This is a genomic window from Methyloparacoccus murrellii (assembly GCF_054657115.1).
Genome location: NZ_BAAHXD010000005.1, coordinates 89,890 through 103,486, shown reverse-complemented (window position 1 = coordinate 103,486; position 13,597 = coordinate 89,890). Strand labels below are relative to the sequence as shown.

Sequence of the window (13,597 nt, the reverse complement as noted above, 5' to 3'; positions counted from 1 at the left end):
TGCGCTGCCCTTCGACGGGCGGCAAGTAGGCCGGCAGGCGATCGACCAGCGCGATATGCCGCCGGTCGAGCTCCGGCTTGAGCAAGGTGAGCGTTTCGGTGATCAGCCAGCCGAGGCTAAGGTTTTCGCGATCGGCCTCGCGCGGCTTCACCAGATTGCGGATGCCCTGCACCATGGCCGAGGTCCGCTGCGCCAGCCGGACGGCTTCCTCCAGCGTATCGGCAAGGCCCGGATGCTCCTGCAGCAGCTGGCCGAACCGCAACCGGACACCCCCCAGATAATTGACGATGGCCCCCAGCGGCTGATTGATTTCATGCGCCATCATGGCGGCCAGCTCGCCGACGGTGCTGAGCCGCTGCATGTGCCGCAGTTCGCCCTGCTGCTGCTTCAGGCGGGCCTCCTTGTCGCGCATGATCGCCTCGGTGGCGATGCGCTCAGAGATATCCCGCACGATGCAGGTGTAATGCTGCCTGCCATCCTGAAACACGCCGACGGAAATTTCCAGCGGGAAGCGGTCGCCATTCCGCTTGCAGCCGAAATACGCGACCGGGCGCTCCAGCAGGTGGCGCCTGCGCGACAGCTGCGCCAGCAACACGGGCTCCAGGGGCTGATCGTCGATCCGCATCAACACCTGCGCCTGCAGGCCGGCCAGCTCGCCCGGCCGATAACCGAACATCCGGGCCGCCGCCCGATTGCACATGTCCACCACGCCCTGCTCGTTGACGGTAAGGATGCCCTCGACGGCCGTATCGAGGACGGTCTTGAGGCGCGCCTCGTTGCGACGCAGACGGGCTTCCAGCTGACGCCGCTCGTGGGCCTCCGCCTCCAGCAGGGAGACGGTCATGCGGCGCATCGCGATTTCGCGGCTCAGATCGTCGTTGATGAGCGCCAGCTGACGGGGACTCGGCAGCTGCAGGGCCTGCCTCAACACCGGCCAGAGCAGAATCGCGCTGGCCAACGAGATGAGGGCCGTCGCGGCCTTGACCAGGCCCTGAGCCAGGTAATCCGGGCGCCACAGCGTCCAGACGTCGAACACGTGCGAGGTGCCGCAAGCGAGGATGAACGCCGCGAACAGATTGAACATCCAGCGGTATTCCAGATCCTTGCGCTTGGAAACGAAGAACGCCAGCGCAAAGGGGATGGAGAAGTAGGACAGCGCGATCAGGGTATCCGACACGACATGCAGGATCAGCAGTTCCGGCTTCCACATCAGGCACATGCCATGCGGCATGAGCCCCGAGGAAGACAGCAGGCTGTTCAGGCTGATGGACATAGGGCGCACCCCCGGATGTGGTTTCGCGATGCGTGGCGTCCGCCACCGGCGCCATTATGCCTAGCCAGACACCGCGCCGCATGCGGCCATCCGGCCGGGCAGCCTTTGCAATGCCATGACGACATCTGGTAAGGTACCCGGGCCAGCCTGATGTATCGCAGAAATACCTCTTTCTCAGCAATAAGGCGATTTCAGCGGGATACGGATCAAGGGAGTTGATCTCACATCAGGTTGGTCCATCTGCTCGCGGATGCCCCCGCACGACCAGGCGATGACTCGCCGGGCCGGCAGCGACCGGGGACATGCCGTCATCGCACATACATGCGGACCAGTATCCGCCATCCGCCTGGCCGGCGTAGCTCAGTTGGTAGAGCGGCGCACTTGTAATGCGCGGGTCGAGGGTTCGAATCCTTTCGCCGGCTCCATGCCCCCTTCCGGGGCGTTCCACCAAAGTCCCCGAACCCGGGCCGTTCAAGGCGCTGGCGTTCCGTGGTTGTCCATGGAACAAATCCGGCTGCGTGTTCCGCTTCGGGATCAGCCGCAACCGGCGCCGACACGACCCCGCGCACGATCTGCGCTGGGTAGACGTTTCTGAGCTGCCTGTGCGGCAGTGAACATGGACCCCCAGCCGGCGGGCAAAGGCGAATTTTTTCTGAGCTGCCTGTGCGGCAGTGAACGTGCAGCATGGCCGGGCGGCCGTCGCGGGTGTATTTCTGAGCTGCCTGTGCGGCAGTGAACGTTTCGCGCGGAGAAGTGCCCGGCTTCGCCGTGTTTCTGAGCTGCCTGTGCGGCAGTGAACAGTTACTCGGTCGCGCTGTCGCCGGTCGAGTTTTTCTGAGCTGCCTGTGCGGCAGTGAACGCTTTGCGCAAGGCTTGCGCCTCGGCGCATTTTTTCTGAGCTGCCTGTGCGGCAGTGAACCTCTTTGCTTCGATGACGGCCATTTGTTGCTCTTTCTGAGCTGCCTGTGCGGCAGTGAACCGTGCCGGGATCGTAGGCGGTGATTTCAGCGATTTCTGAGCTGCCTGTGCGGCAGTGAACGTAGCCACGAGGATGGTGGAGAATTCGTCATATTTCTGAGCTGCCTGTGCGGCAGTGAACGAATGGCAGCTGTGCTTCCGGCTGGCGATCAATTTTCTGAGCTGCCTGTGCGGCAGTGAACATCGAGCAACCGGCGCTGTTCAGCCGGTCTATCTTTCTGAGCTGCCTGTGCGGCAGTGAACGATCGACCGCGTCTGCCAAAGCGTCGGCGCATTTTCTGAGCTGCCTGTGCGGCAGTGAACGTCGAGCGCGACGATGCGCTCATCGCACAACTTTTCTGAGCTGCCTGTGCGGCAGTGAACGGGTCTTTCTTTCAAGCTGTTGGTCAGGCTCTTTTTCTGAGCTGCCTGTGCGGCAGTGAACATTCCCGCGGCGCATCCAGTTGTTGACCACCTTTTCTGAGCTGCCTGTGCGGCAGTGAACGTGTTGACGCTCTGCGCCAGCGCCTTCAGGCGTTTCTGAGCTGCCTGTGCGGCAGTGAACAACGAGGCAACCGCCGTGCAAGGCATCACCAGTTTTCTGAGCTGCCTGTGCGGCAGTGAACGGTTTGCAACTCCTGCGGCGTCATGTCGATCATTTCTGAGCTGCCTGTGCGGCAGTGAACGTCCAGCGGTAGCCATGCTTGATGCCGGAGATTTTCTGAGCTGCCTGTGCGGCAGTGAACATGAATCGCCGTTTGGCTGACCTTGGCCAATCTTTTCTGAGCTGCCTGTGCGGCAGTGAACGTGATGCAGGTGTTCACGGCACCTCCGTCCAGCTTTCTGAGCTGCCTGTGCGGCAGTGAACGTCCTGTGTGCTCTGAGCGCTTTCGACGCGAATTTCTGAGCTGCCTGTGCGGCAGTGAACATTGGTATCGCCGATGCCAGCTGTTTTCAGCATTTCTGAGCTGCCTGTGCGGCAGTGAACGAGCAGGCGTGGAAACTGGACGATGCACAGAATTTCTGAGCTGCCTGTGCGGCAGTGAACGTTCGACACGGTGCGCACTCAGCAGGACGCAATTTTCTGAGCTGCCTGTGCGGCAGTGAACATGGTCGACTGCGGCCCCAGCAGCAACGATTTTTTCTGAGCTGCCTGTGCGGCAGTGAACGGCGCTACAGGATGAGCTGGACGCGGCAGGCCTTTCTGAGCTGCCTGTGCGGCAGTGAACCCGTAGCCGCCGCTACCGCCGTAACCGTCGCCTTTCTGAGCTGCCTGTGCGGCAGTGAACTCCAGGTTCAATCGATAACGCATGCGGCCTCTTTTCTGAGCTGCCTGTGCGGCAGTGAACGCGGTGAAACGCTCGCGGCCCCGCAGTTACAATTTCTGAGCTGCCTGTGCGGCAGTGAACTTGGGTGGAGGAGGCGCAGACCATCACCGAGCTTTCTGAGCTGCCTGTGCGGCAGTGAACGCGTGTCGGTTCACGCCGAGGGTATTCGATGATTTCTGAGCTGCCTGTGCGGCAGTGAACCCCCAGCGCCTGCAGCATGTCCGCCACGCTCTTTTCTGAGCTGCCTGTGCGGCAGTGAACCACAAACTGTCAGTGCAGGCGTGCGGGTTCGATTTCTGAGCTGCCTGTGCGGCAGTGAACCGCCGTCTGGCGGGCCTCCAGCAGCTGTGTCATTTCTGAGCTGCCTGTGCGGCAGTGAACGATGGGGACGCCGCGCTGTCGATTGCCCAGGCTTTCTGAGCTGCCTGTGCGGCAGTGAACGCCTGGCCGCACAGCGGCACCGTGAAATCGCTGTTTCTGAGCTGCCTGTGCGGCAGTGAACATCTGCGATGCGCTGCGGCTGGAGCGTCAATCTTTCTGAGCTGCCTGTGCGGCAGTGAACGAACCATCGCCGGCGTGTTCCGGGCGCCGGATTTTCTGAGCTGCCTGTGCGGCAGTGAACGCCGGCGATGGTTCCATGTGGGCATGTCAACATTTCTGAGCTGCCTGTGCGGCAGTGAACCACGTTGTTTTGGTCGAGCCCGGACATTCGCGTTTCTGAGCTGCCTGTGCGGCAGTGAACAGGGAGCAGGCCCGATTGTCCGCCGGCGAGGATTTTCTGAGCTGCCTGTGCGGCAGTGAACCCCGCCGGCCACGGTCGGCGGACTTTTTTGCTTTTCTGAGCTGCCTGTGCGGCAGTGAACGAGATTTCAGTGGGCGTATTTATCTAATTTTTAAAGAAAAGCCTGTCATTTCGGCAAGCGGACCTTTTTTTGGCATGCCGGCCAAGCCATTGATTTTCATTGGATAGGAGCTCTCCCTGAAAAATGGGTTCAGAACCAGGGGATGCTGGCCTGGTTACTGAGACCATAGGCGCTGAAGGTCCCCGGGCTCGGTGTTGCCTGTGGCGGCAGGTGTTCGATGAACAGCCGGAATGTCTGCCGGGTGCTCTGGCTGCCGATGTCCAGCCAGGGCAGGTTCAGACGTTCCGCGGCGCTGTCCGGAATGGCGGCCCTGGCTTCATCGGCGGCGAGGCCCTTGCGACGCATCAGGCGCCGGCGCAACCGCTCCGGGCTGCTTTGCGCCTGGACGCGGCGAACGACGCGGTGCTGTGTCCCCTCCGGCACCGGCCGGATGGCGAAGGTGGTGAGGTGGTCACGCATGCCTTGCAGCCAGCCGCTGGCCATCAGCGTTTCCAGATCGCTGGCCTGTCCGTGCAGGCGCAGGCAGTCGCCGAGGTCCCCGGCTTTCTTTCCGACCTGGGGAAAGCTGATGCCGATGCGACCCTGGCCGTGGCTGACCAGGGCGCGGTGCAGCTTGGCGAAAAGCGCATTCCTCAGCATCGGGGCGGGAAATTCCGGGTCAGGCAGCAGTTGGAGATCGATATAGGCGTCCATGCCTCAGTCCTTCTCGCCGAAGACGCCGCCGCGAATCAGCGTCGCCATCACGAAATGCCGGTCGCCGATTTCCGGAGCCTTGCCTTTTAGCACCCAGGCATCCAGCAGGTTGTAGAAATCGGCCTTGTCCCTGGGCTGACGGTAGGCCTTGCCTTGCGAGGTGACGGAACCGTAGGGCTCGACGGCAATCGGGCCGAGGTCCTCGTCGGCTTCTCCCCTGGGATACCAGGTGTCGATGGTGCGCAGGGCATTGCCGATTTTCTGGCTGTGCAGGGCGGCGACATTGCCGACCTTGTAGAGCGTCTTGCTCTTCTGCCCTTTCTTGTCGCCCTTGTCGAGAATCAATTCCTGCGAGGGGTAAACCTCCTGGCCATCGCCGATGCGGGCATAGGCGATGACTTCCAGCAGCGTGTGCGATTGGCCGCTGAGGCCATGTTCGATGGCCTGGGCCAGCGCGTCGAGTTCGGGACTACTCGTGTCCAAATGGCGCAGCGAAAAGCTCAGTGCGTCGAATTGCCAGCACTGCGTGGCTACACCTTGGGCCAGTTGGCGCACCTGGATTTCAATCTGCTCGGCACCCATGCGGTTGCGCCAGAGAAAACGCCCATTGGCGAGGTTGGTGGCGTAGCGGCGGGCAAGCTCGGCAAAGCCGGTAGTGTTCACGTAGTCCTGCACCGTGGCTTGCAGCTTGGCCTGATAAGCGGCGTTATTGCAGGCCGAGGGCGTGCCCGCGCCGCCCAGCACGCGCAGGGTGAAGCGGGCGCGCAGGGTGTCGGCACTATTGGGCAGGGTGGCGGTGTCGATGGTTTGTGGATTGGGTGACTCGATTTCGCCGGAGAGCTTGGCTGCACCTGCTCCCTGTCCTGCTTTGCGGTGCGAGATTGTTCCTCGGACTGATTTTTCTCGAACGGTCACATTGGCCCAGGTTTCGCCCTGGTTGCGGTCATCCCATTTGCCGGCGCTGAAAAGCGCGTCGGAAGGATCAAGCTTGCGTTCAAAGGCGAGGACGGAGGCGGTCTTGAGGTCGTTGTTGGCCATGATGGTTACTCCTGGGTGGATGCTTGGGATTCGGTGAAGTGGTCGGCCATGAATTCGGCGTGGCGGTTGCGGCAGCGGTACAGCCCTGCGTCGGGGTCGGCTTCATGCGTCCACAGCAGTTGCTCGAGGGTGTCCAGCCGGTGCGGGCTGACCCATTCGCCGAGGGAATAGAGGCTTTCGACAAAACGGAAAGGCGTGCCATCATCACGACTGTTGGCGACCTCGCCGGGGGCGTAAAGCGGCGAAATGCCGGCATAGCCGACGGGCAGCGGCACCAGCCAGCCCGGCTTCTTGCGGATTTCCCACGTGACTTTCCCGGTACTGTTCGGCTCGCTGGCCGGCTCGAAGTTGAGTCGGGACAGGTCGAGCAGCGCATCCAGCGCGGTGCTGGCGGGGTCGGTTTGCCGCATGTCCGCCAGATGGGCCTGGAGCAGGTCGTCGCGCTGCACCAGGGCAAAGCCGGGTAGCAACCGGCGGCGGAGTTTGCGGAAGACGTCAATGTCGGCGTCGAGATTGCCAGCGAGAGGGTGCCAGCTCGCTTCGTGGCGCTTGCCGGGGCGATACAGCGGGCTGCCGCCGGCCAGACGCATGCCGTAGGCGGCGTGTTGCAGGTCTTCGGCCAAGTATTGGCCTTCATTGTCGGCAAAGTAGTCGCGCACGGCAATCAGCAGGCTGATTTCCAGGTGGGCGCGGCCTTCTTCCACGGTGGCCGGCGCGCCGCCATCCCTGCCGGCCGGATTGCGGCTCAGGCAGAAAACACGGTGGCGACAGCCCGCCGGTTGCGATACCTGCGGCTCGAAGTGGTGGCAGACGATGCCTACCCCGGCAAAGCCCTCGGATAGCTGATCCGTCAGCTTGCGTTCCAGCGCATGGACAAAGCCGGTAAAGGCGGTGGGGGAAGGAAAGCCCCAGCTCAAGGGCCCGGAAATGGCGTTGGCGTTTTGCACCCGCAGGCGCGGGAGCAGGATGAGTCCGCTGATGTCATTCATGGTCGGCAAGCTCCCGGCGCAAGAGGCGCATTTCTTTTTCCAGTACGACGCGCCAGTGGTCGGCTTCGACTGCGCTCATCGGTAGCTTGTCGGTCGTCAGGCGGGCGTTGAGCCAGTTGCCGAAACGGCGGCAGATGTCATCCGGCCATTCGTCGCGTTGATAGTCACGGGCGAAGTCGGCATCGAGATGGCGGCGTAGCGGGTCGAGCCAGAGCTGTTCGGCGCGGTTGAGCTGGCAGCGGGCGTCCTGCGTCCAGCCTGCCGTCAGTTCGCCGCTCTCCACGGCATCGCGCAGTTCGGCCGCGTAGAGCAGAGCCTCGTCGCAGAGGTCGGCGGTCAGCTCGGCACGCTTGTCGCGGATTTGGATGTTGTTGTAATGGGCAACGCGTTCGAGGAAGGCGCGCAGGGTGCGCACCCGTTCCCGCACCCGTGGCCGGTTGCCGAAAGTGCGGTCAAACACGCTGCCGACCGCAAAAGGCGGGCGGATGGCGGGCGATTGCCAGGTGGGTGGCAGGGCGGGGAGGAGGTAGTTCTCGCCATAACGCTCGCTGTTCAGTTGGCTGATGTTCTGCGGCTTGGTGCCGCCGAAGCTTCGGATGGCCAGTTCCGGATATTCATGGAAGCCGTGTGGGTGGGCGACCCCGGCTTTCCTGGCTTCGCGGGCCGCCTTGGCTGCATCGGAAAAACGGTGTTCGCGGACGGTTTTCCACAAGCCATGCACCAGTGACGTCGGAAAGAGGGGGGCCAGCAGATGGTAATTGCCGTCGCCCAGCGGCCAGTACACCTGCCTGGTGAGCTTGTGCGACGCCGTTTCGCTCTTGGCATCTGGCAGCGTGGCAAATGCAGTCATCCAGGCCTTGGCTTCCTCGGGATTATCCGAAAATGCGTCCGCCAGCGCGGGTTCACCGGCAACGGCCAGATCCAGAAGGCTGCGCTCACCCAGGCGCAGATTGAGGAATTTATACACATCCAGCGCCGCTGCATTGCCGACGACATCGGCAGCGAGGTCCATGCCCAGCGTATGCGTGCCGACCTCAGTGTCAGCGGCATGCGGGTTGCCTGTCGAATAGAGGCTGGAGCCGCGTGCATCCGGATGGGTGTATTTGATGGCGTGGGTCACCTGTTGAATCTGCCCGACTCGTCGTGCGGCATCGGCAATCCAGGTGTTCGGCGCATGGGCTGCGCGCAACCGCTCGTGTTGCTCGCTGTCATCTTCAGCGACCTTGTCCAGCTTGGGCTGGAGGCGCTCGGCGAGGAATTGGGTGATGACGGCTTTGATGTCGGCTGTGGATGGCGGCGGCGCCAGTGCGTTGTTATCGGTCATTCATGGCCTCCGGTAAAAATCATTCGTGAAAACGGCTGAAGCCGAGTGCGTGGTGGTAGGCCCACTCTTCCGGGATCCCCTGTCCCTCCTCGAAACCCTTGCAGGGCAGTTCCAGCGTGCCGTAGCGGCGGGCGCAGTCGGCGGGGTCGAGGTTCATGTGTTCGGCCAGGCGCTGGAGGGCGCTGGCGTAGTCGGAATCACCCCAGAGGCTGATGCCGTCGGCGGGGGTGATGGACATGGGGTGTAACAGGTGGTCGACCGCGGTCATCCCGCCTTCGAACGGGTCCTCGATGCGATAGAAGCGGATCGCGCCGTCCTCGTCCGGCAGCAGGGCATAGCGTTGCCGGCCGAGCGGCTCGTGGCGGAAGGGCTGCTGCTTTTGCAGGTAGCCGGTGAGGTGGGCCGGGGTTTGCCACCAGAGCGGGACAGCAGATTCGAGTTGCCGCTGGCCTTCGGTTGCGCCTTGCATCAGGTTCCGCAGGCGGGCATGTTCGAGGTCGACGAGATTGTCTTGCGGGTGCGGTTCGGCGCGTTCGCGGATGCGGCTGGCGGCGTCGATACGGGCGAGTTGCTCCGGGCTCAAGGCTGCGCTGAGGTGGTGGCGGCGGAGTTGAAAGCCTTTGTCCGCCAGGTGTTCGAAGCCGGGGCGCAGGAAGGCGGGTTTGCCGGGGCCGTCGACCAGGTGCTTGATGTTGGTGTCGAGCAGCAGCAGGTTGGTTTGCGCGTAGGCCTCGGGCCGGTGGCGGCGGATGCGGCCAGCAATCTGGATGATGGAGCGCATCGACGAAGGCTCGACGATGGCCCAGTCATAGTCGTGATCCCGCCCGACTTCGGCGACCGCCGTCGCCAGAACGATGAAAATCTGGTCCGGCTCCGGGTGCCGGTCGAGTGGCTGGCGCAGTTCGGCATCAGCAAACAGTAGCGCCGGATCGTGGCGCGTGAGCAGGCGATCCAGGCGCTGTTCGATGGCCGAGCGCACCAGCAGTGGGTGGCGCGAATGATAGGCGCACAGATGAATGCGCTGGCCGGCGGGCGCGCCCCGGGCAAGCAGGCTGCGGGCGACCAGGACCAGAGGATCGATGTTGGCCATGCGGATGAGGCCGATGCTGACGCGCTTGCCGCTGACCGGGTCGGTTTGATGGTTGTCGGCATGCAGGCGGGTGATGGCGGGTTGCAGGGCCTCGGCGAGATCGGCGCAGACGCGTTCACGGCTGGCGCGGGTGATGGACAGCGGCAGAATGTCGGCATTGCGACGCACCGGGGCGTTGCCCAGGTGGGTCAGGCGTTTGCCGACGAAGCTGGCATGCGCGGCACGGTAGCTGCCGGTTTCGCCATGCTCGGAGGCTTCCGCGCCGAATTCGTCAAACCAGGCACAGCAGATGGGGGCCGATCGGTGGGATTGACCCCGATGCTGGACGAATTCCGCCCGTCCGGCGCGGTAGGCCTCGAACAGCCCTTCGACCAGGGCCGGCGGCAGGGTGGCGGAGGAGAGCAGTACGCGGCTGCCGAGCAGGCCGACCCAGTGGACGAGGCGGCTGAGGGCAGGCAAATCGTCGATGCCGAAATCGTCCGGCTCGTCGAGCACCAGATCGCTGGTCATGAGCCGCAGCATGGGCGGTATCTGATGGCCGCCGCGTGTGCCCTGGCAGGCAGGCATCAGGTGATCGATGGTGCAGACGAGCAGCGGCGCGTTGATCAACGTGGTGGCCGCCGGGCTCTGCTTCAGCCAGCGATTGAGCGGGCCATCCTCGATCGCACCCTCAAAAAGCACGGGACTGTATTCGGGGACGAGAGCATCGGCGGATTCGCTGCCGCTGGCCTCGCCCTGGCTGACAGCCTTCTTATGTTCATGTAACTCGCGCACGGCGGCGCCACCGACCATCACCGCCATCTCGTCATCGCCCAGCGCCAGACGGTGGCGGTAAGCGTCGCCGGTTTGCAGGGTGAGAGTGCGCAGACCGAGGGCGATGGTAAAGCGGGCGCCGCGCCGGGGGTCGGCGAGGCCATAGAGAATGCGGCCATTGGCGAGGGTCTTGCCACAACCGGTGGAGGCCAGGTTGACGCCGAAAAACCCCTGTTCATGCGATCGGTTGCGTAGGCCTTCGGATAGCTCCCAGGCCCGGTTCTGCCAGGCAAAGGCCGGGATGGCGCGCTGGCGGAAGCCTCGATGAACGAGGCGGGGCAGCTGATCGGCCAGGCGCGGAAGGGCGCGGACAATGCGGCTGGCGTTGACCTCGACGCCGATCAGGTGCTCATCGAGACGTTGCTTGAGTTGGCCGGTCTTGCGGTCGGTATTGGCGTAGAGGGCTTTGCCCTTGCCGACCTTGTCGCCGTAGCGTTTGTGGCTGTCTTCGCTGGAGTAGTAGTGATCGGCCAGCATCAGCGCCAGGCGCGAGAGGTGCAGCAGGTAGGGCGACGGGGTGGCGGGTAGTGGCTGGCGGGCAAGGTGTTGCTGAAGCGTACTGGCGACTTTGGCGGCGTGTTTTTGCCAGTGCTGGCTGGCGAAAGGCAGGCCGCGATCGAATGTCCAGCAGGCAGCGATGTCTTGCTGGCAGCTTTCAAGCCGTTGCCCGCACCAGTGGCTTTCGATGCCTTGCGGCAAGGCCTGCAAGCCGCGCTGTTCGTTCAAGGTTTCCGGCGTTGGCAGGCGGTGATGGCTCACGATCAGCCAGCCGGTGATCTGCGCCAGGCTACGTAGCGAGCGGAAGGGACTGAATGGACGCCCGTTGTGGAGGCCATCGCGGACCAGTCGGGCCAGGCAATCCTCGCTGGCGTTTTCCGGTAGCTGGGCGAGACGAGCCAGCCAGGCATCGTCGCTGTCACCCGAGACAAAGGCCTCAAACAGCCGCAACGAAACCCACTCATGGCGGTAGGCGTCGGCCAGCGGCTTGGTGCTTTTGAGCTTGGCCTGAAACGCCACGCTGGCTTTGCCGAAGTCGTGGAACAGCGCGGCAAGGCTGGCGAGCAGGCGGATGGTTTCGGCGCTGTGCCAGTCGTTTTCATCCTGGCTGCGCAGGATGTCGCGACGGGTGATGTTGGTGGGCACCGCGCCACGTTCGTTGAATCGCCGGGTGTCGCCGACGATCCAGAGCAGTTCACTGTGATCCTTGCCGCGTATCCAGTGGCAGGCGACGGCGGTATTCTTGCGGGCGTGCTGGCGCAGCAGGCGACGCAGGGTGTCGAGGCCTTGCTGGGTGATGGCGGTTTGCCAGGTACGCTCGCCCCGGCGTTCGGCAAATTGATCAAGGATACGGCGTGTCTCGGTCAGCGCATTTTTCGTGCACTCCGAGATAAGCAGTATGTTCATGGCCTACCGGATTCCGTGGTCAGCGCGATTTGCTTCAACGTGTCGATGATCAGGTCCAGTGCTTCGGCGCGTGTCAGCATGTCGATAGCAGCCTTACGAAACGCCTGTTCATCATCCCCTTGTGCCGCAGAAAGAAAGGCTTGTGGCATGATCAGCGCGTCCTTGACCAAATCCGCGGCGTCGAACACTAACCCACCGCGGCGGGTTTTGCCATGCAAGACCGCCAGCCCGTGAGGCAGGCCAAGAACCCAGGTTGCGGTGGCGCCAAGTCCATAGGCCAGGTAATTGCCATGATCGAGAAAACGATTGGCCGGATCAGTGCCGGTGCCACGCTTGGCGCGCATGAATTCGCCGTAATCAACCGCTCGCGCGGCAAGCTTGAACAGTTGTTTGGTCAACCGCGCCTCGGCTGTCAGCAGCGAATTTACATCGGTGGCGCCCATGATGGTCTCAGTGGCGCCAAGGAGCATCGACTCCAGCTGGGCGGGAGAGATCGCAAAGCCACTTTCCACAAACCCACGTTCCCTTAGCCAGTGCTTGCGCAGAAAGGCGATACGAGTGTTCTGAATAACCTTGGCAGCGGCAAGCCGTGCAGTCTCGTCAAACCAGAAGCCAACCCAGGCCTGGAGATATTCAGTGGGGCGGTACTCACTTTGGGGTAGAAACCACACGATATCGGTATCTCGCTCAGTGGCACTGAACAGAGGCGTGCCACCATCACCACTGAACCCGACCAGAACCCCGGACTTCGCCAGCTCACGCATGGCTGCCTGGGTGATGGAGGTGCCGGTCCCCATCAAGACACAAGTGGTGTTGGCAATCGGGATATTCCAATAGAGCGAACGATTGCCCTCCTCGGTCAAATATTCCACTCGCCCACCATTCACCAAAACACGACAGTGCTCCAGATAATAAATATTTGCCCGCTTTGAGTGCAGGATGGTTTTTAGGTCCGAGGGGGTTAGCTTATGCATCGCAGATATGAGAAGACACTGGATCACCTCGATCATATTACTTGACGCATGCCGCCTTCAACTTCATGACAGCTGAAGGAAACGCTGATTTACTTTTGACCCACCATCCTTTCGGTTCGCCGAAGTCAATCCGCCCCACCCGGGCACGTTCGATCGTCTTCGTTTCATGCCTCGGTGGCCGCAGCCCTGCGGGCAGTCTGACCGGCCTTTCTCTTGTCCTTTAGCCGGCAGCTCTCGCCGGTGATCTGCACGATATGCGCGTGGTGCAGCAGCCGATTGAGCATCGCGGCGGTGAGTGTCTGGTCGTCGGCGAACGTAGCGGTCCACTGCGTGAACGGTAGGTTGCTGGTCAACACCATGGCCCCTCGCTCATAGCGCCTGGCTACCACGTTAAATAACAGCTTGGCTTGCTCCCGCCCGAAGGGCAGGTAACCAACCTCGTCGACCACCCGCAGCTTTGGCCCCAGCGCCGACCGGTTGACATACTCCTTCAAGCGCCCCTGGCTGCGCGCTGTGCCCAGTTGCAGCATCAGGTCGGCGGCGGTGATGAAGCGCACCACCTAATTGGCCGTCACCTGCCTGAGCGATGCCACCCTCGCCCAGGTGGGTCAGTTTCACTTCGGCGCAGGGGGCAGTATTTCATCGGCGATGACACGGCCGCACTTGATGGTCCTTTCCGCTCTGGCCCATGCGCCCGGGTTGCCTATCGGGGCACCGGCAGGAGAGGTTGGCCATGAACGAGGTTTCGTAAATCGCCGGCGCGCTCCCGTCCAGGCACTTGGCCGTCGCTCAATGCGATCCGTACCGGTCGAGATGATGGGTTGTGCCGGAATCTGCAGGTCGTGGATTTC

7 protein-coding genes, 1 tRNA gene, 1 pseudogene and 1 CRISPR repeat array are annotated in these 13,597 nt (G+C 62.7%); of the genes and pseudogenes, 1 reads left to right on the top strand and 8 read right to left on the bottom strand.

What is annotated here, in order from left to right; genetic code table 11:
* The coding region (locus ACYQ1H_RS02580; protein ID WP_460026491.1) for a PAS domain S-box protein at positions 1-1,273 on the bottom strand (1,273 nt) is incomplete at its 3' end.
* Between the two features lie 349 nt (positions 1,274-1,622).
* On the opposite strand from ACYQ1H_RS02580, the gene ACYQ1H_RS02575 reads away from it, so the two are divergent.
* Positions 1,623-1,698 (top strand) — tRNA-Thr (locus ACYQ1H_RS02575).
* A gap of 163 nt (positions 1,699-1,861) precedes the next feature.
* A CRISPR array of direct repeats spans positions 1,862-4,421; the repeat unit is 28 nt; unit sequence TTTCTGAGCTGCCTGTGCGGCAGTGAAC.
* 129 nt (positions 4,422-4,550) lie between these two features.
* Here the strand turns inward: ACYQ1H_RS02575 and cas6f are convergent.
* The 7 genes and pseudogenes from cas6f to ACYQ1H_RS02540 all read right to left on the bottom strand — a co-directional run.
* Positions 4,551-5,114 (bottom strand): type I-F CRISPR-associated endoribonuclease Cas6/Csy4, encoded by a 564-nt coding sequence (cas6f, locus tag ACYQ1H_RS02570; protein WP_460026490.1) that lies wholly within the window; start codon positions 5,112-5,114, stop codon positions 4,551-4,553.
* A 3-nt stretch (positions 5,115-5,117) separates the two neighbouring features.
* A complete protein-coding gene (csy3, locus tag ACYQ1H_RS02565) occupies positions 5,118-6,152 on the bottom strand; it encodes a type I-F CRISPR-associated protein Csy3 (RefSeq protein ID WP_460026489.1) in 1,035 nt (344 codons plus the stop codon).
* Between the two features lie 5 nt (positions 6,153-6,157).
* The gene (gene csy2 / locus ACYQ1H_RS02560) at positions 6,158-7,141 is read right to left on the bottom strand and encodes a type I-F CRISPR-associated protein Csy2 (protein ID WP_460026488.1); all 984 of its coding nucleotides are present in this window, start codon (positions 7,139-7,141) and stop codon (positions 6,158-6,160) included.
* Entirely contained in the window at positions 7,134-8,465 is a 1,332-nt protein-coding gene (gene csy1 / locus ACYQ1H_RS02555) for a type I-F CRISPR-associated protein Csy1 (protein ID WP_460026487.1), read from the bottom strand. The genes csy2 and csy1 overlap by 8 nt, the downstream gene beginning before the upstream one ends.
* Before the next feature lie 19 nt (positions 8,466-8,484).
* Entirely contained in the window at positions 8,485-11,772 is a 3,288-nt protein-coding gene (gene cas3f / locus ACYQ1H_RS02550) for a type I-F CRISPR-associated helicase Cas3f (protein WP_460026486.1), read from the bottom strand.
* Positions 11,769-12,782 carry a type I-F CRISPR-associated endonuclease Cas1f gene (cas1f, locus tag ACYQ1H_RS02545; protein WP_460026485.1) on the bottom strand — a complete coding sequence of 338 codons (1,014 nt, stop codon included), beginning with the start codon at positions 12,780-12,782 and terminating at the stop codon, positions 11,769-11,771. The genes cas3f and cas1f overlap by 4 nt, the downstream gene beginning before the upstream one ends.
* Positions 12,783-12,910: 128 nt before the next feature.
* Positions 12,911-13,300 (bottom strand): annotated as a pseudogene (locus tag ACYQ1H_RS02540) (ATP-binding protein); the annotation flags it as partial.
* Positions 13,301-13,597: the final 297 nt, after the last annotated feature.

What these genes read in the sequence shown, in the direction of transcription:
- cas6f (WP_460026490.1), bottom strand. Translation starts at nt 5,114, where the DNA reads ATGGACGCCTATATCGATCTCCAACTGCTGCCTGACCCGGAATTTCCC.
- csy3 (WP_460026489.1), bottom strand. Translation starts at nt 6,152, where the DNA reads ATGGCCAACAACGACCTCAAGACCGCCTCCGTCCTCGCCTTTGAACGC.
- csy2 (WP_460026488.1), bottom strand. Translation starts at nt 7,141, where the DNA reads ATGAATGACATCAGCGGACTCATCCTGCTCCCGCGCCTGCGGGTGCAA.
- csy1 (WP_460026487.1), bottom strand. Translation starts at nt 8,465, where the DNA reads ATGACCGATAACAACGCACTGGCGCCGCCGCCATCCACAGCCGACATC.
- cas3f (WP_460026486.1), bottom strand. Translation starts at nt 11,772, where the DNA reads ATGAACATACTGCTTATCTCGGAGTGCACGAAAAATGCGCTGACCGAG.
- cas1f (WP_460026485.1), bottom strand. Translation starts at nt 12,782, where the DNA reads ATGATCGAGGTGATCCAGTGTCTTCTCATATCTGCGATGCATAAGCTA.